Origin of the sequence: Maritimibacter sp. HL-12, assembly GCF_900177545.1 — a bacterium.
GTDB lineage: Bacteria > Pseudomonadota > Alphaproteobacteria > Rhodobacterales > Rhodobacteraceae > Sinisalibacter.
In genome coordinates this window covers 812,349-834,273 of sequence record NZ_FXBQ01000001.1, presented here as the reverse complement: position 1 = coordinate 834,273, position 21,925 = coordinate 812,349, and the positions used below count along the sequence as shown (strand labels likewise).

General features: G+C 65.6%; 19 protein-coding genes. 11 read left to right on the top strand and 8 right to left on the bottom strand.

Going from position 1 to position 21,925, the window contains the following annotated elements; all coding sequences use genetic code 11:
* The first annotated feature begins 41 nt into the window (after window positions 1–41).
* The 10 genes from B9Y97_RS04235 (at window position 42) to B9Y97_RS04190 (ending at window position 11,490) form a co-directional block, all read left to right on the top strand.
* Window positions 42–1,298, top strand: coding sequence for a Gfo/Idh/MocA family protein (locus B9Y97_RS04235; RefSeq protein WP_085525576.1), 1,257 nt, complete (start codon window positions 42–44; stop codon window positions 1,296–1,298).
* Entirely contained in the window at window positions 1,295–2,845 is a 1,551-nt protein-coding gene (locus tag B9Y97_RS04230; protein WP_085525575.1) for a CehA/McbA family metallohydrolase domain-containing protein, read from the top strand. Before B9Y97_RS04235 ends, B9Y97_RS04230 begins: the two co-directional genes overlap by 4 nt.
* Before the next feature lie 24 nt (window positions 2,846–2,869).
* Entirely contained in the window at window positions 2,870–4,129 is a 1,260-nt protein-coding gene (locus tag B9Y97_RS04225; protein ID WP_085525574.1) for an ABC transporter substrate-binding protein, read from the top strand.
* Window positions 4,130–4,195: 66 nt separating this feature from the next.
* Complete coding sequence (locus B9Y97_RS04220) at window positions 4,196–5,137, top strand: carbohydrate ABC transporter permease (RefSeq protein WP_085528101.1); 942 nt, start codon at window positions 4,196–4,198, stop codon at window positions 5,135–5,137.
* 4 nt (window positions 5,138–5,141) lie between these two features.
* Window positions 5,142–5,966 carry a carbohydrate ABC transporter permease gene (locus tag B9Y97_RS04215; RefSeq protein ID WP_085525573.1) on the top strand — a complete coding sequence of 275 codons (825 nt, stop codon included), beginning with the start codon at window positions 5,142–5,144 and terminating at the stop codon, window positions 5,964–5,966.
* A 3-nt stretch (window positions 5,967–5,969) separates the two neighbouring features.
* Window positions 5,970–6,971, top strand: a complete 1,002-nt coding sequence (locus B9Y97_RS04210; protein ID WP_085525572.1) for an ABC transporter ATP-binding protein — start codon at window positions 5,970–5,972, stop codon at window positions 6,969–6,971.
* Window positions 6,972–6,993: 22 nt separating this feature from the next.
* Window positions 6,994–8,001, top strand: a complete 1,008-nt coding sequence (locus B9Y97_RS04205; protein ID WP_176224296.1) for an SIS domain-containing protein — start codon at window positions 6,994–6,996, stop codon at window positions 7,999–8,001.
* Complete coding sequence (locus B9Y97_RS04200) at window positions 8,001–8,933, top strand: carbohydrate kinase family protein (RefSeq protein WP_085525570.1); 933 nt, start codon at window positions 8,001–8,003, stop codon at window positions 8,931–8,933. The genes B9Y97_RS04205 and B9Y97_RS04200 overlap by 1 nt, the downstream gene beginning before the upstream one ends.
* A gap of 137 nt (window positions 8,934–9,070) precedes the next feature.
* Window positions 9,071–9,799 carry a hypothetical protein gene (locus B9Y97_RS04195; protein ID WP_085528100.1) on the top strand — a complete coding sequence of 243 codons (729 nt, stop codon included), beginning with the start codon at window positions 9,071–9,073 and terminating at the stop codon, window positions 9,797–9,799.
* Window positions 9,800–9,936: 137 nt separating this feature from the next.
* Window positions 9,937–11,490: a trimethylamine methyltransferase family protein gene (locus B9Y97_RS04190; RefSeq protein WP_085525569.1), complete on the top strand. Its 1,554-nt coding sequence runs from the start codon at window positions 9,937–9,939 to the stop codon at window positions 11,488–11,490.
* 89 nt (window positions 11,491–11,579) lie between these two features.
* On the opposite strand, the gene B9Y97_RS04185 is transcribed toward B9Y97_RS04190, so the two are convergent.
* The 4 genes from B9Y97_RS04185 to B9Y97_RS04170 are packed head-to-tail and all read right to left on the bottom strand — an operon-like array spanning window position 11,580 to window position 16,048.
* Complete coding sequence (locus B9Y97_RS04185) at window positions 11,580–12,920, bottom strand: NAD(P)/FAD-dependent oxidoreductase (RefSeq protein ID WP_085525568.1); 1,341 nt, start codon at window positions 12,918–12,920, stop codon at window positions 11,580–11,582.
* The gene (locus B9Y97_RS04180; RefSeq protein ID WP_085525567.1) at window positions 12,917–14,413 is read right to left on the bottom strand and encodes an aldehyde dehydrogenase; all 1,497 of its coding nucleotides are present in this window, start codon (window positions 14,411–14,413) and stop codon (window positions 12,917–12,919) included. The genes B9Y97_RS04185 and B9Y97_RS04180 overlap by 4 nt, the downstream gene beginning before the upstream one ends.
* A gap of 3 nt (window positions 14,414–14,416) precedes the next feature.
* Window positions 14,417–15,334 carry a dihydrodipicolinate synthase family protein gene (locus tag B9Y97_RS04175; protein ID WP_085525566.1) on the bottom strand — a complete coding sequence of 306 codons (918 nt, stop codon included), beginning with the start codon at window positions 15,332–15,334 and terminating at the stop codon, window positions 14,417–14,419.
* An 18-nt stretch (window positions 15,335–15,352) separates the two neighbouring features.
* Window positions 15,353–16,048: a GntR family transcriptional regulator gene (locus tag B9Y97_RS04170; RefSeq protein WP_085525565.1), complete on the bottom strand. Its 696-nt coding sequence runs from the start codon at window positions 16,046–16,048 to the stop codon at window positions 15,353–15,355.
* 128 nt (window positions 16,049–16,176) lie between these two features.
* Between B9Y97_RS04170 and B9Y97_RS04165 the strand changes: the two genes are divergently transcribed.
* Window positions 16,177–17,127, top strand: coding sequence for a GlxA family transcriptional regulator (locus tag B9Y97_RS04165; RefSeq protein ID WP_085528099.1), 951 nt, complete (start codon window positions 16,177–16,179; stop codon window positions 17,125–17,127).
* A 177-nt stretch (window positions 17,128–17,304) separates the two neighbouring features.
* Here the strand turns inward: B9Y97_RS04165 and B9Y97_RS18245 are convergent, their stop codons facing one another.
* The 4 genes from B9Y97_RS18245 to B9Y97_RS04145 form a co-directional block, all read right to left on the bottom strand.
* A complete protein-coding gene (locus B9Y97_RS18245) occupies window positions 17,305–19,269 on the bottom strand; it encodes a calcium-binding protein (protein WP_217809435.1) in 1,965 nt (654 codons plus the stop codon).
* A 408-nt stretch (window positions 19,270–19,677) separates the two neighbouring features.
* The gene (locus tag B9Y97_RS04155; RefSeq protein ID WP_176224295.1) at window positions 19,678–20,484 is read right to left on the bottom strand and encodes a putative bifunctional diguanylate cyclase/phosphodiesterase; all 807 of its coding nucleotides are present in this window, start codon (window positions 20,482–20,484) and stop codon (window positions 19,678–19,680) included.
* 80 nt (window positions 20,485–20,564) lie between these two features.
* A complete protein-coding gene (locus B9Y97_RS04150) occupies window positions 20,565–21,542 on the bottom strand; it encodes a GGDEF domain-containing protein (RefSeq protein WP_085525563.1) in 978 nt (325 codons plus the stop codon).
* A 56-nt stretch (window positions 21,543–21,598) separates the two neighbouring features.
* Complete coding sequence (locus B9Y97_RS04145; protein ID WP_139828221.1) at window positions 21,599–21,871, bottom strand: hypothetical protein; 273 nt, start codon at window positions 21,869–21,871, stop codon at window positions 21,599–21,601.
* Window positions 21,872–21,925: the final 54 nt, after the last annotated feature.

Here is a 21,925-nt window from a genome sequence, read left to right as displayed (position 1 = left end):
GAATAGCTTCCGACTCTCGAATCAAGGGAGTCGGCGGCGTCATGGACGGCAACAGCGCGAACACTTACGGGGTTGCGATCATCGGCGCAGGCGAGCGCGGCGTCTATTACATCGGCGCGCGGATGGCAGAGAGCGCGTTGGAGGCCGGGCTGCGCATCGTCGGAGTGCAGGACCGGCTGGCCGACCGCGCCCGGTTGTCGGCCGACCACCTCAACGCGATCTACGCCAGCCGGGGCATCAATCACCGGGTCGAGGTGTTTGCCGATCTCGACGCGGCGGTGACCGACCCGGCGGTGCGTCTCGTGCTGGTCACAACTCATACCAACGCCCACCGCGCCCCGGTCGAGGCGGCGCTGGCGGCGGGCCGCCATGTCTACCTCGACAAACCCATTTCCGTCACGATGGAAGACGCCCTCGCGATCCGCGCGGCCGAGACACAGGCCGCGCACCCGGTGATGATGGGCTTCACCCGCCGCTACGAGGTGCCCTGGATCGAGGCGGTGCGAATGGCGCACGAGGGCGAGATCGGTGCGCCGCAGATGATCCTGCTTCGGTCGGTCATTCCCTACACCCGCTATCTGCAATTGTGGCACCGGGAGCAGGCGCTTTCGGGTGGGGCGCTCAACGACAAGGGATCGCACCATTTCGACGTCTTGAACTGGATCGCGCGCAGTCCGGCGGTGCGGGTCTCGGCGCAGGGCGGGCGCTCGGCGATCTTCACGCCCGACCCGGACGCGCCCGCGCGCTGCCGCGATTGCGACCGCGATTGCCCCTACCGGCGGCATGAAACCCTGATCGACCGCGCCGAGGGCGTGGCCCGGGTGCCGAACGAAAGCTGGGTGACCGCCGACGCATCGCAGGACCGCAACGACAACTGCGTCTACCTGCCGGGATCCGATATCGACGATCACGCCATCGTCACGGTCACTTATGAGAACGGCATGGTCGCCTGCCTGTTCCTGGCCATCTTCGGCCCCTTCGCGGAAGACCAGGAAACCCTCGAGATCGTCGGCAGCACCGGGCGGCTCCGGATGGAACGCCACTCCGGCGCGATCGACCTCGTCACCGCCCACGGCCATGAGCGCGAGGTTGTCCACCCCGATATCCCCGATCGCGGGACGAGCCATTTTGGCGCCGACCTGCAACTGGTGCGGTCGCTGCGGCGGTTTCTCGACGGCGAGAATCCACCCGTGGGCGTGCCGGAAGGCATCGCGTCGTTGCGGCTGGTTCTGGCTGCGCAGGCGAGCCTGCGCGCCGGGGGCCGCCCGGTCGACCCAAGAACAGGAGATTGGGCATGATCCGAGCCCCCTTGCCCGCGTCGCTGACGCCGCTCGCCACCGAACTGGGCCTGCGTCCGTTCTATGGCGATATCCACAATCATTCCGATCTCAGCTATGGCCACGGCCGTTTCGCCGATGCGCTCGCCCGGGCCGCGCTGCAACTCGACTTCGTGTCGATCACCGGGCACGCGCATTGGCCCGACATGCCGGTGGATGACCCGTCGGTGGCCCATATTGTCGATTTCCACGTCAAGGGCTTCGCCAAGCTGCGCGCCGGTTGGATGGATCATTTCGAGGCGCTCAAGGCGGCGGACGGTCCCGGATTTTGCGTGTTTCCCGGCTACGAGATCCATTCCAACGCCGACGGGGATTACACGATCGTCTATGCCGATCTCGACCCCGCACCGCTCCACCTGGCCGACACGCCAGCCGATCTCAAAGCGGCACTGCGGCAAAGCAAGGGCGCGCGCGCACTCGCCTTTCCGCATCACATCGGCTATCGCCAAGGGGCGCGGGGGATCAACTGGAACACCTTCGATCCGGCGCTTTCGCCCTTTGTCGAAATGCTCTCGATGCACGGCTGCGCCGAAACCTCCGAGACCGACCGGGGCTACCTGCATTCGATGGGGCCGGTCGATGGCCATTCCACCATGGCGCACGGCCTGGCGCAGGGCCATGTTTTCGGAATCGTCGGCAATACCGATCACCATTCCGCCTTTCCGGGCAGCTACGGGCATGGCCGGATGTGTGCCTATGCCCGCAGCGGTGGGCGCGATGACCTGTGGCAGGCGTTCATGTCGCGTGCGACCAACGCGCTCACCGGCGACAACATTCACCTTCTGGCGGCGGTCGGCCCGGCGATCCAGGGCGGTATCGTCGCGCCGGGCACGTATGATCTGCGGATCGAAGCGGTGGCCGGCGGTTTCATCGACAGTATCGACGTGATCCGCAACGGGCAGCTATGGCATCGGATCAGCCCGGAGCTTGACCCCGCGCCGATCGGTGCGGCCGACGAGACCCTGTTGTTTCTGGAACTCGGCTGGGGTGCGCGACGCTCGCGCCACGACTGGACCGGCACGCTCTCGGTCGAAGGCGGCGAGATCCTTTCGGCCGAGCCGCGCTGGCGCGGGGCGGAGGTGGTTTCGCCTCTGGAGGGGCAGGATGGCGGCGCGCCGCTGCCGGAACTGGTCGCAGACGGCAGCGGATTGCGCTTTGCCGTGACCGCCGAGGCGAACCCGAACAACTTCACGTCCGCCACCCAAGGGATGCTGCTGCGCCTGCGGCTCGACGCGGGCGCGACGATCCGCGCGGAGCTGTGCGGACAAAACATCGAGCTGCCAGCCGAACGGCTGTTCGAAAGTGCGAAGTCGGGCAATCTCGGCTCGATCGACAGCCCGGCCTGGCGCTTCCACGCCATGCCACGACCGCGCCAATGGCAGTGGCACGGCCGGGTGCCGCTCGGCACGGTCTCGCCGGGCGAAAACATCTATCTCCGCCTGCGGCAGGCGGGGGGACAGATGGCGTGGACCTCGCCGGTCTTTTGCCGCGCGGAACAAACCTCATAACATGATTGCAACAGGAGGAAGACAATGACCCAATACTTGAAATCTCTCGCGGGGGCTGCGCTGGTCAGCCTTGCCGCCTTTTCGGTGCAGGCCGAAACGCTGAACATCGTGCACGGCGCGGTCGGCATGGACGACGAGATCCTGCGCCGGCAACTCGATGCCTTCGAGGCGGCCACCGGTCATACCGTCAACATCGTTTCGATGCCGGAATCGACGACCGATCAGTTCAGCCAGTACAAGCTCTGGCTTTCGGCGCAGTCGTCCGATATCGACGTCTACCGCCTCGACGTGATCTGGGCACCGCAGATTTCGGAGCATTTCGTCGACATGAACGAGGCGGTTGAAGATATCCGCGACCAGTTCGTGCCCTCCGCGCTGGATGCGCAGACGGTGGATGGCAAGCTGGTGGCGATGCCGATGTTCATGGGGGCACCGGCGCTCTACTACCGCGCCGACCTGCTTGAGAAGCACGGCAAGAGCGTGCCCACCACCTGGGAGGAACTCACCGCCACGGCGGCCGAGGTGATGGAGGCCGAGCGCGCCGAAGGCAACGGCGACATGTGGGGCTTCGTCTTCCAGGGCGCGGCCTACGAAGGCCTGACCTGCAACGCGATGGAATGGGTCGGTGCCATGGGCGGCGGCATGATCGTGGGCGAAGACGGCAGCGTCGGCATCAACAACCCGCAGGCCGCGGCGGCGATCGACCTGGCCGCTTCGTGGGTCGGCAGCATCGCCCCGTCCGGCGTGCTGAACTACAAGGAGGAAGATGCGCGTGGCACCTTCCAGTCGGGCAACGCGGTGTTCATGCGCAACTGGAACTACGCCTATGCCCTCGTCACCGGTGATGACAGCCCGGTGAAGGACGCGGTCGAGGTCGCTCCGCTGCCCGGCGGGCCGGGCGGGGCCGTGGCCACGCTGGGCGGTGCGGCGCTTGGGGTTTCGGCCTATTCGGAGCACCCCGAAGTGGCGATCGAACTGGTGAAATTCCTGGTGAACTTCGAGAACCAGAAGATGCGCGCCATCGACACCTCGCGTCCGGCCACGATCACGGCGATTTACGACGATGCCGAGGTGGCCGAGAAGATGCCGTTCATCCCGCTGTGGAAGCCGGTTCTTGACGGCACCACCCCGCGTCCGGCGTTCTCGACCAAGCGCAAGTACAACGAGGTGTCGGCCGAGTTCTGGACTGCTGTGCACAACACGATGTCCGGCAACGGCACCGCCGAGAGCAACCTTGCGGCGCTCGAAGCGCGCCTGACCCGGCTCAAGGGCGACGCGTGGTAATCTGCCACTCCGGCGCGGCGGCGAAAGCTGCCGCGCCTCTCTCGAGGCCATATGGATGCGGAAACGATGACAGCCCCTGATCTTTCCAGGTTGGCGCGGCAGCGCAAGCGGGCGGCATGGGCCTTCCTCGCGCCGATGCTGATCGTTCTGGCGGCGGTCGCGGCCTGGCCGCTCGCGCGCACCATCTGGTTCGGCTTCACCGACGCCTCGCTCGACCAACTGGGAAATGCGCAGTGGGTCGGGTTCCAGAATTACCTCCACTGGTTCGATTATGGCAACGGGCAGGGCGAATGGGAGGGCGTTCTGGCCGATCCGCGCTGGTGGCGCTCGGTCTGGAACACGATCTGGTTCGCGGGCCTTTCGGTGAGCATCGAAACCGTGTTTGGCCTCGTCATCGCACTGGTGCTGCACCGCAGTTTTCCCGGCCGGGGCCTCGTGCGGGCGGCGATCCTCATCCCCTGGGCGATTCCCACCATCGTTTCGGCCAAGATGTGGGCCTGGATGCTGCATGACCAGTTCGGCATCGTGAACGACATGCTGATGCGTGTCGGGCTGATCGACAGTGCCATCGCCTGGACGGCGACGCCGGGCACGGCGATGTTCGCCATTGTCGCGGTGGACGTATGGAAGACCACGCCGTTCATGGCGCTGCTGATCCTCGCCGCGTTGCAGATGGTGCCCGATGATATTTACGAGGCAGCGCGGATGGATGGTGTGCCCGCGTTCAGGCTGTTTCGCAAGGTGACCTTGCCGTTGATCCTGCCGGGGCTGCTGGTGGCGGTGGTGTTCCGCACGCTCGACGCGCTGCGGGTGTTCGACCTGATCTATGTCCTCACCCCCAACACCGACGCGACGCGCTCGATGTCGATCTATGCCCGCGAAAACCTGTTCGATTACGACAAGTTCGCCTATGGCTCGGCCGCCTCGACGCTGCTGTTCTTCGTGATCGCCCTGATCACCATCACCTTCATCCGCGTTACCCGGATGAACCTCGAACGCGAGGACTGACACGATGGCACGCCTCAAGACTTACGGGTTCTATCTTCTCGTCGCGGTCATCGTGCTTCAGGCGGTGTTTCCGTTCTACTACGCGATCCTGACCTCGCTCGAGACCGGGCAGGCGATCTTCGACATCAACTACCTGCCCGCCGCGCTGGATTGGTCGAACTACCGCTCGATGCTGTCGTCCGGCGTCTTCGGGCGGCAGTTTCTGAATTCCGCGGTGACCGCGTCGGCTGTCGTGGTTCTGTCGCTGGTCCTCGCGACCACGGCGGCCTATGCGCTCGCGCGGATCCGGTTCCGGGGCAGGGGGCTTTTGCTTCTGACCATCCTCTCGGTCAGCATGTTCCCGCAGATCGCGGTGCTCGCGGGCCTGTTCGAGCTGATCCGCGCCTTCGGGCTGTTCAACTCGCTCTGGGCGCTGGTGTTTTCCTACATGATCTTCACCCTGCCGTTCACCGTCTGGGTGTTGACCACCTTCATGCGCAAGCTGCCGGTGGAGATCGAGGAAGCCGCGATCATGGACGGCGCATCGGCGCTGACGATCATCTGGCGGGTGTTCCTGCCGCTGATGTGGCCGGCGATGGTGACGACGGGCCTGCTCGCCTTCATCCACGCCTGGAACGAATTCCTGTTCGCGTTGACCTTCCTGTCGACCGACACCCAGCGCACGGTTCCGGTGGCGATCGCGATGATCTCGGGCCGGTCGGAATTCGAGATTCCCTGGGGCAATATCATGGCCGCCTCGGTCGTGGTCACGCTGCCTTTGGTGGTGCTGGTCCTCATCTTCCAACGCAAGATCGTGTCCGGCCTGACGGCGGGCGCAGTGAAAGGATGACAGATGGCACGGGTTGAGTTGCAAGCGGTGCGCAAATCCTTCGGAACGGTTGACGTGATCCACGGGATCGACCTCGACCTCGCCAGCGGCGAGTTCGTGGTTTTCGTCGGCCCCTCGGGTTGCGGGAAATCCACGCTCCTGCGGATGATCGCCGGGCTCGAAGACATATCGGGCGGCGAGCTGCGCATCGGCGGCGAGAAGATGAACGATGTGCTGCCGGCAAAACGCGGCTGCGCCATGGTGTTCCAGTCCTATGCGCTCTACCCGCATATGACGGTGCGCGAAAACATGGCCTTCGGTCTCGAACAGGCGCGGTTGTCGAAGCGGGAGATCGAGGAGCGGGTCACGCAATCGGCCCGGATGCTGCAGATCGACCACCTGATGGACCGCAAGCCAAAAGCGCTTTCCGGCGGGCAGCGCCAGCGGGTTGCCATCGGGCGGGCGATCTCGCGCCAGCCGAGGGTGTTTTTGTTCGACGAGCCGCTGTCGAACCTCGATGCCGCGCTGCGCGTCGATACGCGGATCGAGATCGCGGCCCTGCACCATCGGCTGCATGACACCACGATGATCTACGTCACCCACGACCAGGTCGAGGCGATGACGCTGGCCGACCGGATCGTGGTTCTGAACGCAGGCAAGGTCGAACAGGTCGGAACGCCGATGGACCTGTATGAACGCCCCGCGAGCCGTTTCGTGGCAAGCTTCATCGGCAGTCCGCGGATGAACCTGATCGAAGGGGCCACGGCCGAGGCGATGGGCGCGGCCTGCGTCGGCATCCGCCCCGAGCACCTGCACGTCGCACAGGATGGCCCCTGGGCGGGCAAGGTCGTGATGGCCGAGGCGCTGGGCAGCGACACTTTCCTGCATGTCGAAACCGCCGAGGCGGGCCGTGTCGTGGTGCGCATTCCGCCCGGCGAAACCCCGACGCCCGGCACCGCGCTGCACCTCGCGCCGGATGCGGCCCGGCTGCACCGCTTCGGGGCCGATGGCGCCCCCCTCGCCTGAGCAAGAAAACAAGGAAGACACGATGACCAGCCCGAACGGCCTTCGGCAGCTCGAAGCCGAAATGGAGCGCCAATTCTCCGATGCCCAAGCCACCTGGAATGCGGTGGCCGCGCCCGCCGCCGAGGCGGCCCGCAGCATGAAGGCCACGGGCCGGCTGCTGCTTCTCGGCATGGGGGGCTCGCACTGGGTCAACCGGATGGCCGAACCCTTCTATCGCCAGGCTGGCGTCGATGCCTCGGCGCATGTGCTCTCGGAATACATGCGCGCACCGCTGGATCGCCCGGCCACCCTGTTCCTGACGTCGCAATCGGGCGCTTCGGGCGAGGTCGTGCGGTTTCTCGATGACCAGCCGCAAGGCACCGTCTTTGGCCTCACCCTCGACCCCGACAGCCCGCTCGCGCGGCGGACCCGGCCCCTGATCGGATGCGGCGGGGTGGAACTGGCCTATGCGGCCACCCGGTCGCTGCTGGTGACGTTGACGATGCACGCGGCGGTGCTCGCAGCACTCGGTGCCGACATGGCCCCGTTACGTGCCGTGCTTGAAGAGGCATCGCCGCCCTACAGCCCGGAGCTGCGCGATCTGATCGCCGAGGCTCGCAATGCCGTTTTCGTCGGGCGGGGGGCGTTGCAGGGCGTGGCGGATGCGGCGGGCCTGAGCCTGATGGAGCTGGCGCGCATCCCGGTTCTGGGCCTCGAAGCCGGCCAGTTCCGCCATGGTCCGTTCGAGATGGTCGGTCCGGAGACGGCGATCGTGTTTCTGCGCGGCAAGGGTGACGAGGGCGACAATATCGCGGGGCTCGCGGGTGAGTTGATCGGCCATGGTCTGCGCCCCGGCATCGTCGATCTCTCGGGCGAGGCCGCGGTGCCCGGTGCGGTGACCTTGTCGCTGCCCCCGCGCCGGGGGATGGCTGCCGCCGCCGCCGCCCTGCCGGCGTTGCAACGCGCCGTGATCGACGCCGCCGCGCGGATGGTGCCCGATGTCGGCATGCCGATCCGCTCCACGAAGGTGACCAGCGGTGAGGCGGCCTGATGGAACGCGCGATCTGCGTGATCGGCAATGCCAACCTCGATGTCGTCATGGGGCCGCTCGACGGCTGGCCCGAGCCGGGCACCGAGGTCTTTCTGCCGAAATCCGATTTTCGGATCGGCGGGTCGGCGGCGAACACCGCGCTCGTGCTGCGCCGGCTCAGTGCCCGGGCCGGGCTGGTTTCGGGCTGCGGCACCGACCCGGCGGGCGACATGATCGCCGCGCGCTTCCGGTCTGGCCTCGACCGGATGACGCGCTTCGAGACGGCAACCGGGGTTTCGGTGGGCGTATTGTTCAGCGATGCCGAGCGCAGTTTCCTGTCGACGCCGGGCCACCTTGCCGAATTGACCCGGGCGACCTTCCGGGCTGGGCTCGACGACTGGCCACTTGACGGCGCGCTGGTGATGGTCAGCGGGGCCTTCGCCTTGCCGGGGTTGCTGGCCGACCACGAGGCGCTGCTCGACGATCTGCGGGCAGCGGGTGCCGAACTGGCGATAGATCCCGGCTGGCCCGACGCAGGCTGGAGCGCGGCGACGCGCAAGCGGGTGTTGGGCTGGATTGCCCGTGCCGACCACGTTCTTCTGAACGACAAGGAACTCGCCGGTCTGACCGGGTGCGACGATACGCAGGAGGGCCTTGCCCGGCTGGCCGAACAAGCCGCGCCCGGCACCTGCCTTGTCGCGAAAGCCGGGGCGGCTGGGTGTTATGGCCGGCAGGGCCAGCTTGCCGCCCATGCCGATGCTGACCGGATCGCGGTGTTCGACACGGTCGGCGCGGGCGATGCGTTCAACGCAGGTTATTTGTTCGCGGTCGCGCGGGGCGAGCCGCTCGCCGCGGCGCTGTCTTCGGGCAACCGGGTGGCCGCCCGCGTCGTCGCGCAGTTTCCCCGTTCCCCGGAGCCGTTGACCGCCCCGCCCCTGCCCGCGGATCGGTGAGGCGGGATGTGCGCCGCGGCCCGGACGGCGCGCGGGGCCGCAGCTTCGGGGTGCCGGGGTTGACCCGTGCGCCGGATTGGCCGACTTTCGTCCCCGACGGTCCGCCCTTCCAGTATGCCGGATGAAAGGACAACATGATGCGCGCCAAGGCCATTCTTCTGTTCGTCGCCGCTGTCGTCTTTGCGCTCGGGCCATTCCTGGTGCCGGGCTTCGGGGGATTCGACCCGATGCTTTACCCCGATCCGCAGGTCGATCCCCCGGTGCAGCCGGCGGGGTATGCCTTCGCGATCTGGGGGCCGATCTACCTGTGGATCGTGGCGGCGACCGGGTTCGGGCTCATCCGTCGTCCCGACAACCGGGATTGGGACCGGCACCGTGCGGCGCTTCTGGTCTCCCTCGTGATCGGCGCGATCTGGCTTCCCGTGGCGATGGTGTCTCCGATCTGGGCGACGATCCTGATCTTCGCGATGCTGGTCTCGGCGGTCATCGCGCTTGCCCGCGCGCCCTTGGCCGACCGCTGGCTCGGCAAGGCCCCGATCGCGTTTTACGCGGGGTGGCTCACCGCGGCGAGCTTCGCCTCGCTTGGCCTCACCGGTGCCGGCTTCGAGATCGCGTTCGGCGAGGTGGTCTGGGCCCAGATCTGCATTGTTCTGGCCTTCGTGGCCGCGCTGCTCATCCACTGGATGCGGCGGGACGAGCCGGTCTATTTCCTGTCGGTGATCTGGGCGCTGATCGCGATCGCGGTGAAGAACGGTGCGGCGATCCCGAGCGTCACCTGGCTTGCCGCAGGCGGGGCCGGGATTCTGGCGGTCGTGATGATCGCCGAGATCCTCCGCACTCCTCCCGGTCGGGCGCCATCGTCCTGAACGCGGGTCGGTCGCACCGATAGCTCCGCACGCGGCACGTCGCCTCTGAGCCATGTCGCATTCTGCAAAATGGTTTCGCAAACCAGCACGTCAAAGGCGTGGCTCTCCTCCAGACTGTGTCGGGAAGGAGACCCGACATGACAACCCTGACCAAGCCCCGTAGCCGCGCCGGCGGGCGCGCCGCCCGGCGCAGCAGCCGCGGCGCGGTGACGTTCGACATGTTGCCCGGTCTCACCCGGACCCTGCCGACTTGCGAGCCGATGAACGCGGACCAGATCGCACAGATCGACGGGGCCTCGATGGATATTCTCGAAGAGGTCGGCGTGATCTTCCGCGACCCTGTTGCTCTGCGCGACTGGCGTCGGGTCGGGGCTGACGTGCGCGGCGAACGTGTTCACCTCGACCGCGGCCTGGTGCGCGAACTGGTTGCCACGATCCCCTCGGATTTCACCTATCACGCCCGCGATCCGCGAAAGAACGTTCGTCTCGGCGGGCCGCATTCGATCTTCGTGCCGATGACCGGCGCGCCCTACCTGCGCGACCTCGACGATGTTCGCCGCAATCCGATGCTGGCCGACCTCTCGATGTTCCACAAGCTGGCGCACATGATGCCCGCCCTGCATTCCTCGGCGCATCACATCGTCGAGCCCTACGATCACCCGATCAGCCAGCGCCACCTGCGGATCACCTATTCCTCGATGAAATACTCCGACAAGACCTTCATGGGGATGACGACAAGCCCGAAAAACGCCGAGGACGTGATGGAGATGTGCGCCCTCCTCTTCGGTGCGGATTTCATCGAGTCACACCCTGTCACCACCGGCAATTGCAACGGCAATTCGCCGCTGGTCTGGGACGAGACGATGCTCGGCGCGATGCGCGCCTTCTGTCGGCGCAATCAGCCGGTGCTCTGCTCTCCCTTCGTGCTTGGCGGGGCCAATACGCCCGCAAGCGTTGCCGCCTCCGTCGCGCAGCTCAACGCCGAGGCGCTTTCGGCGCTGGCCTATACGCAGGTGATCCGCCGCGGCTGCCCGGCGATCTACGGGCACTACCTCTCGACGGTGTCGATGCGATCCGGCGCGCCAATGGCCGGAACCCCGGAAATCAGCCTGATGAACTTCATGATCGGCCAGATGGCGCGGTTCTACGGCGTGCCGTGGCGCACCTCGGGCGCGCTCGGCGGGGCCAAGACCTTCGACGCACAGGCCGGGTACGAAAGCGCCGCGACGCTCTCGGCGGTGATCCATGCCGGGGCCAATTACATCTGGCATTCGGCGGGGTGGAACGAGGCGGGAATGCATTGCTCGGTGGCCAAGTTCGTGGTGGATGCCGAACAATGCGCGATGGCCTACCGCATGGCGGAAGGTCCGCAATGGGGGGATTTCGATCAGGCCCTGGCCGCGATCCGCGATGTCGGGCCGGGCGGGCATTATCTCGGTCATCCGCATACCCAGGAGAATTTCCAGACCGCGTTCTTCATGCCCGACCGTTTTGACAACAACTCGATCGAGCAATGGGTGGCGGACGGATCGAAGGAGATCACCGAGCGCGCCCTTGTTCATGCGCGCCGCCTGCTCGAGGCCTACGAGGAACCCAGGCTCGACGAGGGCGTGAACGAGGCGCTGCTTGACTATATCGCGCGCCGCGAGCGCGAAATCCCCGCCGCCGACGCGCTCAACCAGGAGTATTGAGACATTCGCCCCAGCTCGATACAACGGCTCGTTTCCTGGCCTGCTTGCGCCAGCAATGGCACGCCGGGGAAGCAGGGCAGCGCCGCACTTCACTCCGCGCCCGCGCGCCATTCCTTCCAGCGCAGCACCGCGTTGGCCCCGATCTCGCGAAACGGTTGCGGCGGCAGGCGTTTCGGGGCCGGTTCGGCGGTGAAATGGCGGGTGATGGCGCTTGCCTGCCCGCAGGCCAGCTCTGCCGCGCCGATCCCCGTCAACGTGCCGCGCGCGGTGCCCAGCCCGTTCTGCACGCAACCGGCGTAGAGCCCGGGCTCGATCTCGCGCATCACCGAAACACCGTTCAGGCTCAGACACAGGTGCCCGGCCCAGAAATGCGCCATCTCCATCCCCGCAAGCTGCGCAAAGCGCTGGTCGAACTTGCGCCGCATGACGCGGGCGGCGCGGGCGAGGTCGGATTGCCGGGGCACCATGCCGGGCCGCAGCACCGCGCAGGTGCGGGTGACGATCCGGTTGCCGCCCTGGCCCCGGTCGATCCGGCGCATGGTGGTGCCCATCGGATCTGAGGGGGTAACACCCCAGCGGCTCTGCCCGCCGAGACGTTTGAGCGTGTCGGCGTCGAGGTCCGGCGTCATCGTGGCAAAGAGGAAGATCTGCATCAGCCGATCGCGCGCGATGCCGAAGCTTTCCAGGTGCCCGTTCACCGTCAGGATCACCTTGCCCGCGCTCAGATCCCCCTGGGGTGTCTCGATCCGCCACGCCGCACCTTCGCGGGCAAACCCGGTGACCGGGCTTTCCTCGAAGATCGCCACGTCGTCGCGCCGCAATCCGGCCGCCAGACCGCGCACGTAACCTGCGGGCTGCAGCATCACCGTGCCGGGGGTGTAGAGGCCGGAGCGGTAATGCGCGCTGCCGGTCAACTCCCGCATCGCCTGCGCGTCGAGCATCTCGGAGGGTTCATCGAGGCTCGCGAGGTGACGGGCATAGCTTTCGATGTGAGCGTGTGCCGCTGCGCTGGCCGCGCCGTTCACCTTGCCGGCGGGGTCGAAAAAGGCGGGGTCGATACCGTACTGCGCCACCGCCTCGCGGCCGAACGCCTGCGCCATGCGGTTGAGCGCGATCATCGCGCGGTCGTCGCCGGTGCCGGCGTAGTCCTCGCTGGTCAACTCGTGCGGCAGGTCGATCATGAAGCCCGAGTTGCGGCCCGCCGCGCCCTCGGCAATGCGCCCCGCGTCGAGCACCGCGATGCGCGCGCCGGGGGCAAGCTGCGTCAGCCTTCGCGCCGCCGAAAGCCCGGCGAATCCCGCGCCGATCACCGCGAAATCGGCGGTGGCGTTCCCCTCCAGACGCTCGGCCGCGTCCTGCGCCGGCAGGATCGCGTTCCACGCGGCGGGGCCAAGGTGGTGCGGGGTCCGGCTTGCGGTGTAGCGCGTCAATCCACCGCCTCGTCCGCGTCGTCGGCCAGATCGAGCCAGATGGTCTTGAGCTGGGTATACTGGTCATGTGCGTGCAGCCCGTTGTCACGCCCGCCAAAGCCCGATTGCTTGTAGCCGCCGAAGGGGGTCGAGATATCGCCCTCGCCGAAGCTGTTGACCGTCACGGTGCCCGCCCGCAGCATCCGCGCGCCGCGAATGGCGCGCTTGGCGTTGGCGGTGAAGAGCGCGGCGCAGAGGCCGTAGTCGGTGTCGTTGGCCACCGCGATGGCCTCGTCGAAGGTGGCAACCTCGATGACGCTCAGCACCGGGCCGAAGATCTCCTCGCGGGCCAGCGGGTGGTCGTTGCCGGGCAGGGCAACCACCGTCGGCTCGACAAAGCCCTTGTCCGCCGTGCCACCCAGCAAGATAGTCTCCGCCTGGTCGAGATAGCCGCAGACCTTGGCGAAATGCCCTTCGCTGACCAATGCGCCGATACGGGTTTGCGGGTCCAGCGGGTCGCCCACCACCCATTCGCGGGCATGGGCCTCGATTCGCGACAGGAGCGCCTCCCTGACGTCGCGGTGCACGATCAGCCGCGAGGTGGCCGAGCAGTTTTCGCCCATGTTCCAGAACGCACCCTGCACCACATGCGCCGCGACCCGGTCGAGGTTCTCGGCGTCGTCCATCACGATGGCGGGGTTCTTGCCGCCCATTTCCAGCACCACCTCCTTGGCGTTGCTCTCGGCAGAGTAGGAGAGGAACCGCTTGCCGGTGACTGTCGACCCGGTGAAGCTGACCATGTCGACATCCATGTGGCGGCCAAGCGGCTCGCCCACCTCCGGCCCACCGCCGGGGAGCACGTTCAGCACCCCGCGCGGCAGCCCCGCCTCCTGCGCAAGTTCGGCCACCCGCAGCGCGGTGAGGCTGGTCTCCTCGGCCGGTTTCACGATGACCGAACACCCCGCCGCGAGCGCCGGACCGATCTTCCAAGCCAGCATCAGGAGCGGGAAGTTCCACGGCAGAACGAGGCCCACGACCCCGATCGGTTCGCGCAGCACCATCGCGATGTGATCGTCCGACGCGGGGGCAACCTGGTCGTAGATCTTGTCGATCGCCTCGGCGTGCCATTTCAGGCAATGGATCGTTTCGGGCAGATCGACGGTCTCGCAATCAAAGATCGTCTTGCCGGACTCGAGGCTTTCCATCACCGCGAGTTCGCGCGCATTGCGCGACACCAGCCGGGCAAACCGGATGAGCACGTCCTTGCGCTCTGATGGATGCAGGCGCGACCAGCGACCATCGTCGAACGCGGCGCGGGCCTTGGTTACGGCAAGCTCGACGTCCTCGGCACCGCAGGCGGCGATTTCGGCCAAGGTCTCGCCGGTGGCGGGGTTGCGCGTGGCAAAGGTCTTGCCCGAGATCGCCGGGCGATAGCTGCCGTCTATGAAAGCCCCCGTGGGCAGGGTCAGGCCGGCGGCGATGGCCGCGTATTCGTCGCGTGTCAGCAGGCCCATGTCTCAGCCCTCCGTCGTGATGCTTGCAATGGTGGTTTTCAGAACGCGCACCACCTGTTCCAATGTGCGTTTGTCGTCCTTGTTCAGTCCCTTGAGCGGCGGGCGGGGCGGGCCGGCGTCGATCCCGGTCAGGGTCACGCCGTGCTTGATCGTCTGGACGAACTTGCCGCCCTGTTCCAGCACCCGCATCAAAGGCAGCATGGCCGACATGATCCGCCGCCCCTTGGCGAAATCGCCCTCGACAACGCAGGCGTTGTAGAGCGCGACATGCTCTTTGGGCAGGAAGTTGGAGCCGCCGCAAACCCAGAACGGCGCGCCCCAGGCAAAGAACTCCAGCGCCTGATCATCCATGCCACAGCCCATCTGGATATGCGGGTAATCGCGCGCCAGGAGGTGCACCCGGTTGATATCGCCCGAGCTTTCCTTGATGCCGCAGAAATTTCGCGAGCGGCCGACGCGATCGAGAAACGCCTCGCCCATCATCGTGCCGGTGCGGCCGGGGTAGTTGTAGAGCATGACCGGAAGGTTCGCCGCCCGGTCGATGGCCAGTGCGTTGGCCGCGTTTTCCTGGTCGGTCGGCACCGCGTAAGGCGGCGAGGCCAGCAGGATCGCATCGGCCCCGATTTCGCGCGCAGCCTTGGCCAGCGCGATGGAATCGGCCGTCAACATCGCGCCGGTGCCCATCACCAGCGGCACGCGGCCCTTGACCATCTCGTGGGTGAGCCGCGCCAGCTCTACCCGCTCGGCCAATGTCTGGGCATAGTTCTCGCCGGTGGAGCCGCCGGTGATGATGCCGTGCACGCCACCTGCGATCAATTGCTCGATCACCTGCCCGAGCGCACCCGGGTTCACCGACCCGTCGGCATCATAGGGGGTGATGACGGGGGTATAGATCCCGTCGAAGCGAAAGATTGGTGTCATCGCGGTCCTCATCCGGGTCTAGGGGCGGGCATGGCTGCCCATCGGCAGGTCGAGCGCCGAGGGCATCACGAAACGTTCGATCTGGTGGCGCGAGAGGTTCCAGTGATCTTCGGCCAGGTGCGCCGCCGCTGCCTCGTCGCGGGCGGCGATGGCATCTATGATGGCGTCATGCTGGCGGCTGGCTTCCGAGACATTCTCGGCCATGGTGCTGTTTTCCGGGCGGTAGAAGGTCATCGAGATCCGCGCGTGGTCGATCAGGAGCCTGTGGAATGACGGCAGCAGGTAGATATTGCCTGCCATCTCGCCGGTGATCTCGTGAAAGCGGTTGTTGGCCAGCGTTCGGTCGGGCGTGGAGCCAACCCGGAGCGCGGCGCGGAACGTCTCCTGTGCGCCGCGCAGGGCCTGGATCTGCACGTCGGTGGCGTTGTGCGCGGCCAGCCGCAGGATCGCGCCATAGATCATCGGGGCGGCCAGAAAGAAATCCCGCAGCGTGGTGTGGGAAAGGTCCGACACGCGCGGCCCGCGATTGTCGCGCAGATCGACATAGCCCAGCCCGGCCAGTTCTCGAAACACCTCGCGCACGGGTGTGCGCGACAATTCGAACGCGCCGCAGATCGCCGCCTCGTCGAGATCGGCCCCGGGGCGGATCGCGGTGGTGAGAATCGCGTGTTTGAGATGCGTCGAAAGCGCGGTCTTTCGGTCTCTTGCGGCCATTTCCGGGCTTCCTTCGGGATCAGATATGTCTTGCTTTCTAAAGAATACACTTTGTATACGCAATGGATAATTCAAGACTGGGATGTGTGAACACCCAAGTAAGGATGCCGCCCGCCGATGGATCCGCGATGAAAGAACCGCAGCATTTCATCTTCGCCCTGGTCGAGGATTTCTCGCATCTCGCGTTTTCCTGCGCGGTCGAGCCGCTCCGCATTGCCAACCTCCTGAGCGGCGAGACGCTCTACGGCTGGCGCTTCGCGTCGGAGGATGGCCAGACCGCCACCTGCTCGAACGGGTCGGTGACGCTGGTCCATCATGGCTTCGACACGGTGCCGAAATGCGACCGGTTGTTCGTGCTGTCGGGGATCAACATGCGCGCGCATCTCTCCCCGACGCTCCAAACCATGCTGCGCCGCGAAGAGCGGCACGGCACCCCGATCGGCGCGCTGTGTTCCGGTGCATGGATACTCGCCGAAGACGGGTTTCTGAACGGCATGAAAGCGGCGATCCACTGGGAGTTCCACGACAGCTTCATGGAGCGGTTTCCCGAGGTGAACCTTGTGCGCAACGTCTTCGTCGCGGACGAGCGGCATCTCACCGCCTCGGGCGGCACGGCGACGGCGGATCTGATGCTGCACCTGATCGAACGCGATCACGGCTACGACCTGTCGGTGGCGGTGGCCGATCAGATGGTCTACAGCGCCGTGCGCGAGGCCACGGCGGCGCAACGCGTTTCGCTGCAATCGCGCAACGGTATCCGCAATGCCCATCTCACCCGCGCGATCCAGCTCATGCGCGAGACCATCGAGGAGCCGCTCAGCCCTGCCAAGATCGCCGCCGAGATCGGCATTTCAACGCGACAACTCGAGCGGCTGTTCGGCAAGTTCCTGAACACCTCGCCCAAGAAGTATTTCATGGAGCTGCGACTGGAGCGCGCCCGGCACCTGCTGGTGCAAACCGAGGCCTCGGTGCTTGAGATCGCGCTTGCGTGCGGGTTTGAAAGTTCTGGCCATTTCTCACGTGTCTATCGCGCTGCCTTTGGCATCGCCCCGATGCAGCAGCGCGGTCGTTTGAGCTGACCCCGAAAGCTGGCTGGACAGCGAGCCGAGCGGCCGAACCGCCTCGGCTGGCGACCGATCCCGTTCCGCGCCCCTTCGCCTCGGCACAGGCCGCACCTCCACCGCGGCGCGTGCCACGGTGGGGAGCCCGAAAAAACGGTCTTTGCACTTGCGAGGCTGCTCCGGCCCCGGAAGATGTCAGACCCATACCTTGCGCAGAATCCGGACGATGCCCGAGATCAAGGCCTTTGACGCGCCCGCGAGCCTCGGGCTGCGCCGTACCGGCCGCGCCATCTTCGGACCGACACGCCAGTAGAACGCGATGAAGGCGCGCCCCCAGGCGCGATGCACCAGCCAATGATCGCGAAAGGCGCGCAGGAACACCACGTCGGGATGCCCGTGGTCACCATAGGCCGCGGTGGCTACGAAACACGTGGCAAGCTCGGCCTCGGGGTCTTCTTCCTCGGTCTCCTGTTCCTCATCATTCACGGGAACCATCGGGAGCATGTGGTAAGCCTCGTCGTCCTCCTCGTGATTGTGCTGGTGCTCATCCTCGTCCTTGTCGTCAGGGTCATCGTCGTGGTCGGGCGCTTCGGACCCCTCGTCGATCTCGTCTTCGGTCACGTAGGTATAGCCGCCGGGGCTGGGTTCCTGGAACGGCGTGGCACCATACTGGAGCCCCTCGACCATGAGGCTCGGCGGCTCTTCGTCGTCGTAGAATCCGCTTTCCGCCCTGACGCCCTGGAGCATTTCCTCTTCCGGATCGGGCGTGATCGTGATGATCGGGTCTTCTTCCTCCGCCCGGATCTCTGCGGCTTCCTGGAATGCCTCCAGGGACACGCCGCTCAACTCGACCGAGCCGGTCTCGCCGTAGTTCATGACCGTGTTGCCGTCCTTGTTCTCGAACAGCTCGACCGTCAGCGGATCAATGTCGTCCTGCAAGGTGATCAGATCGAGATCGACCTTGAAGTCGAGGATCGTGTCGTGGCCGCCTTCCTCGTAGAAGTGGAAGCGGTTGATCGCATCTTCGCCGCCGCCGCCTTCGAGCGTGTCGTCTCCGCGACCGCCGACGATGGTATCGTTGCCCTCTCCCCCCGACACGACGTCATCACCCCGGCCACCTTCCAGGTGGTCGTTGCCGCTGTCGCCCTCGACACTGTCATCGCCGTCGCCGCCCCAGATCATGTCGTCACCGGATCCACCGCGGAGGTCGTCGAAATCAATGCCGCCGGCGATCAGGTCATCGCCCTGACCACCATTCACCGTGTCATTGCCGGTGTTGGCATCAATCACGTCGTCGCCGTCGCTGCCATGCATCACCTGGCCCCCGGTTGCACTGTGGGCATGCATGTTGCCCTTGCCGCCGAACATATGCGCCGCGGTCTTGTCGCCGGTGTCGGCAAAGACCTCGTGGCCGTCGGGATACCAGTCCAGGTTCAGTTCATCTTCGCGGTCCTCGTAGAACTCGCGCGGAACGAAGTTCTTCGGGTTTTCATATTGAACCGTCTCCGCCGACCTGAGCGTTTCAAGGGCAGGGGGGCGCAGGAAGTGGCGCTCCTCGCCGGTCATCCCGGAGGTTCCGTTCTGAAGGTCGCGCGCGCCGTCGAGGGCGTAAAAGATATCCTCGCCGATGGCGAGAAAATACTGGCTGCCAAGATCCTCGTCGATGAACTCGGGATGTTCGATCTCGATCACCCGAACCTCAACCGACCCGCCGCCGGGCAGCGTGACGTTGCGCGGCAGATCGGTCAGGTCAATCTCGGTATCCTCGATCAGGATCTGGTCCGAGGTCGGGTCGAAATCATCGAGACGGCCGACGATGGGAGAGAGATTCTCCTCGATATTCGTGAACTGGAACGTGTCCTGGCCATGCCCGCCATAGACGTGGTGGCCCTGCATCCCGATGGCGTCGGGGTCCTTGGTGACATCGAGCACGAACCAGTCGTCGCCTTTGCCCGCGAACATATGGATCTGGCCGCCGTCGGGCACCGACCCTTCAAGGATGTCGTCGCCGTTGAACGATGAAAGGCCGGTGCCATCATGTCCCTCGACGCTGGGATCGCGATGGTGGATCAGGTGGTCGTTGTAACGTCCGCCCTGGATCATTTCCGTCGTGAAATCATCGCGGATAACGTTGTCTGCAATCGGTCGGGTGCGAGCCATCAGCTTTCTCCACCTGGGCCGCTGACGTTGCCCATTCGGGCGCGCGAGACAGCGGCGGGTTGCGGCCGGGGCATGGGAAGATCGCCTTCAGGGTGGATCTTCGCGAGGCCGCGCATGGCTTGCGTCATGGGGAGCGGCGGCAGGCCCCTCGGCTTGTGGTTGGCGGGGTAGGGCGGGTTGGCCTCACACGCGGGTCGCGTGCGGCGGGGCCTCGGTTTGATCCGGGCCTTGATGCCAGTGGCATGAGTGTCGAAAACGTGGTCCATTGATTTGCTCAGAGCTCTTTTCTTCGCTTGAGAACGGGGTGGGCCTTCTTGAACGAAGGCCTCGGTCAGCGCCGCCGCGCATGCGTTCGGCCGAACGCGGGCGCGCTGTGGATTGGGTTCGGGGCGCTTCAACCGGCGCGCATTACCGGTTTGCGGGGGCCGGCAACGGGGTGATCGCGTCGCGCTTTCGGGCAGCCGGGCGTCCGTAGAGAAACCCCTGGATCAGGTGGCAGCCGTTCTCGCGCAGCCAATTGGCCTGCGACGCCACTTCCACGCCCTCGGCGATCACCCGCAGCCCGAGCGCGGACGCTAGGCCGATGGTGGCGCTCACGATCACCGCATCGCGTTGTTGCTGTGGCAGATCGCTGACCAGGCTTCGGTCCAGCTTGATTTCCTGGATCGGCAGCGTCTTGAGGTGCAGGAGCGACGAATAGCCGGTGCCAAAGTCGTCGAGCGACAGCGAGACACCCATCTCGCGAAAAGCCTGGATGTTTCTGAGCGTCACCTCGTTGCGGTCGAGGGCGGTCCGTTCGGTGATCTCGAGTGTGAGGTGTGCCGGATCGACCCCTGTCCGGGTCAGGCTGTCGGCGACGGATTTTGCAAAGCTCCGCTGTCCGAACTGCGCCGTGCTGACATTGGCCGAAATGCCAACGCTGCGGGGTGCGCCGTCCGCCTTGACCCGGGCCAGCTCGTCGCAAACCGAGGCGATTACCCAGAGGTCGAGCGCGGCCACCAGTCCGTTGTTCTCCGCAATCGGAATGAAACGGTCTGGAGGAACGAAGCTTCCGTCAGGAAGCGGCCATCGCAACAGCGCTTCGTAACCGATGACCTTCGGCCAGCAGTACGACGCATCGACCTGTGGCTGATAGTGCAGCAGAAGGTCGCCGTTCTCGAAGGCTCTGGTCAGCTCCGCCGAGTCTGCCATCATTGATCGCACCGCGTTGAACACGGGCGCGGTTTGAGTTGGGGCTTCAACCGAGGTTGTGTTCGGTATTACGAAATTGGACAAGTTGAGTGCGCGTCCCATCATCATGGCGACACCACGCGATTGCGCCCAAGGCGCTTCGCTTCCATGAGCGCATGGTCGGCCGCGAGTTCTATTGCATCGGAGGTGTTGTGCGTTGCGTCGAGTTCGGTCAGCCCCACGCTGACCGTCAACGAGACCGCGTCGGCCCCGCCAAACCAGGCGTTGGCCACGGTCCAGCGCGTCCGTTCGGCCCAGATCCGGGCGGAGGCGAGGTCGGTGTCCGGCAGCAATACGGCGAACTCCTCGCCGCCAAGGCGGGCGACCAGGTCGTTCTCGCGGCATTGGTCCGAGATGACGGCGGCGAACTCGCGCAAGACGCGGTCGCCGACCGGGTGGCCATGGGTGTCGTTCACCGACTTGAAAAAATCGATGTCGAGGAAGGCGACGACGGCGTTGCCCGGGCGGCGGCGCAACCGTTCCATTTCCCGGTTCAGCCCGGCCTCGAAGCTGCGCCGGTTGAAGACCTTGGTCAGCGGATCCCGATTGGCTTGGCGACGCAGGTCCAACTCGTTCATGACGAGTTTTGCGCAGATAGTGACGAATTCGATCTCGCGCCTGTTGAATTGCCGCGGCGTGCTTTCGAAAGCGCAGATCGTGCCCAGGTTGTATCCGTCCACCGTTGTCAGCGGTGCACCAATGTAGCAGCGCAGGAAGGGCGGCCCGGTGACGAAAGGGTTGTCGCGCACACGGGCGTCCTCAAGGGTATCCTCGATGACAAGGGGCTCGTAGCTTTGGATCGCGGTGTTGCAGATTGCCGCTTCTCGCGCGCCCTCGCCCACGTCAAAACCCTGTTTCGCCCTTAGAATCTGCTTGTCCGCGCTGATCAGACTGATGGTGACCATCTCCATCCCGAGCATGAGCTGAAGCAGCCGGGTGATATTGCGAAAGCCGGCCTCGGACCCGTAGGTTGACGCATCGAGAGCGAGGAAAGCCTTCATCCGGCCTGCTTCATCCGAGAGCTTGTGAAGTTCTGTCGTCATGGTCAGCCAACACTCCCTTTGATGAGACGGTGAAGCAGACGGGTGCCCAGCGAGGTTCACCAGTCGTTCGCGTTCAGGTAGTTGAGATCGAACTCGGGCAGCACGTCCTGCATCGCCCCGATCTCGTCCAGTTCCAGCAGGTCGAGCTGGACCAGCTTGGATTTGTTCAGAAGCACGGTCCTGTCGCGCAGCTTGAACGGGATGAACGCCCGTTCATCGCAAAGCACGTCGAGCACGCGCTGGTTCTGCCGGACATGGACGCCGCCGAAGTGCTGGCTTCCATTTTCCAGGGTGGCTTTGACCGGCACGCAGTATTTCGGGTATTTCATTGAGGTGCCCCGCATTCATTGAGAGAGTCGTTCGAGAAAACCGAACAGGGAAAC

Excerpts from the sequence above, each read along its gene's own strand:
- B9Y97_RS04150 (WP_085525563.1), bottom strand. The coding sequence starts at position 21,542 with ATGACGACAGAACTTCACAAGCTCTCGGATGAAGCAGGCCGGATGAAG.
- B9Y97_RS18245 (WP_217809435.1), bottom strand. The coding sequence starts at position 19,269 with ATGGCTCGCACCCGACCGATTGCAGACAACGTTATCCGCGATGATTTC.
- B9Y97_RS04175 (WP_085525566.1), bottom strand. The coding sequence starts at position 15,334 with ATGACACCAATCTTTCGCTTCGACGGGATCTATACCCCCGTCATCACC.
- B9Y97_RS04220 (WP_085528101.1), top strand. The coding sequence starts at position 4,196 with ATGACAGCCCCTGATCTTTCCAGGTTGGCGCGGCAGCGCAAGCGGGCG.
- B9Y97_RS04230 (WP_085525575.1), top strand. The coding sequence starts at position 1,295 with ATGATCCGAGCCCCCTTGCCCGCGTCGCTGACGCCGCTCGCCACCGAA.
- B9Y97_RS04205 (WP_176224296.1), top strand. The coding sequence starts at position 6,994 with ATGACCAGCCCGAACGGCCTTCGGCAGCTCGAAGCCGAAATGGAGCGC.
- B9Y97_RS04210 (WP_085525572.1), top strand. The coding sequence starts at position 5,970 with ATGGCACGGGTTGAGTTGCAAGCGGTGCGCAAATCCTTCGGAACGGTT.
- B9Y97_RS04145 (WP_139828221.1), bottom strand. The coding sequence starts at position 21,871 with ATGAAATACCCGAAATACTGCGTGCCGGTCAAAGCCACCCTGGAAAAT.
- B9Y97_RS04190 (WP_085525569.1), top strand. The coding sequence starts at position 9,937 with ATGACAACCCTGACCAAGCCCCGTAGCCGCGCCGGCGGGCGCGCCGCC.
- B9Y97_RS04225 (WP_085525574.1), top strand. The coding sequence starts at position 2,870 with ATGACCCAATACTTGAAATCTCTCGCGGGGGCTGCGCTGGTCAGCCTT.
- B9Y97_RS04180 (WP_085525567.1), bottom strand. The coding sequence starts at position 14,413 with ATGGGCCTGCTGACACGCGACGAATACGCGGCCATCGCCGCCGGCCTG.
- B9Y97_RS04170 (WP_085525565.1), bottom strand. The coding sequence starts at position 16,048 with ATGGCCGCAAGAGACCGAAAGACCGCGCTTTCGACGCATCTCAAACAC.
- B9Y97_RS04215 (WP_085525573.1), top strand. The coding sequence starts at position 5,142 with ATGGCACGCCTCAAGACTTACGGGTTCTATCTTCTCGTCGCGGTCATC.
- B9Y97_RS04195 (WP_085528100.1), top strand. The coding sequence starts at position 9,071 with ATGCGCGCCAAGGCCATTCTTCTGTTCGTCGCCGCTGTCGTCTTTGCG.
- B9Y97_RS04200 (WP_085525570.1), top strand. The coding sequence starts at position 8,001 with ATGGAACGCGCGATCTGCGTGATCGGCAATGCCAACCTCGATGTCGTC.
- B9Y97_RS04235 (WP_085525576.1), top strand. The coding sequence starts at position 42 with ATGGACGGCAACAGCGCGAACACTTACGGGGTTGCGATCATCGGCGCA.
- B9Y97_RS04165 (WP_085528099.1), top strand. The coding sequence starts at position 16,177 with ATGAAAGAACCGCAGCATTTCATCTTCGCCCTGGTCGAGGATTTCTCG.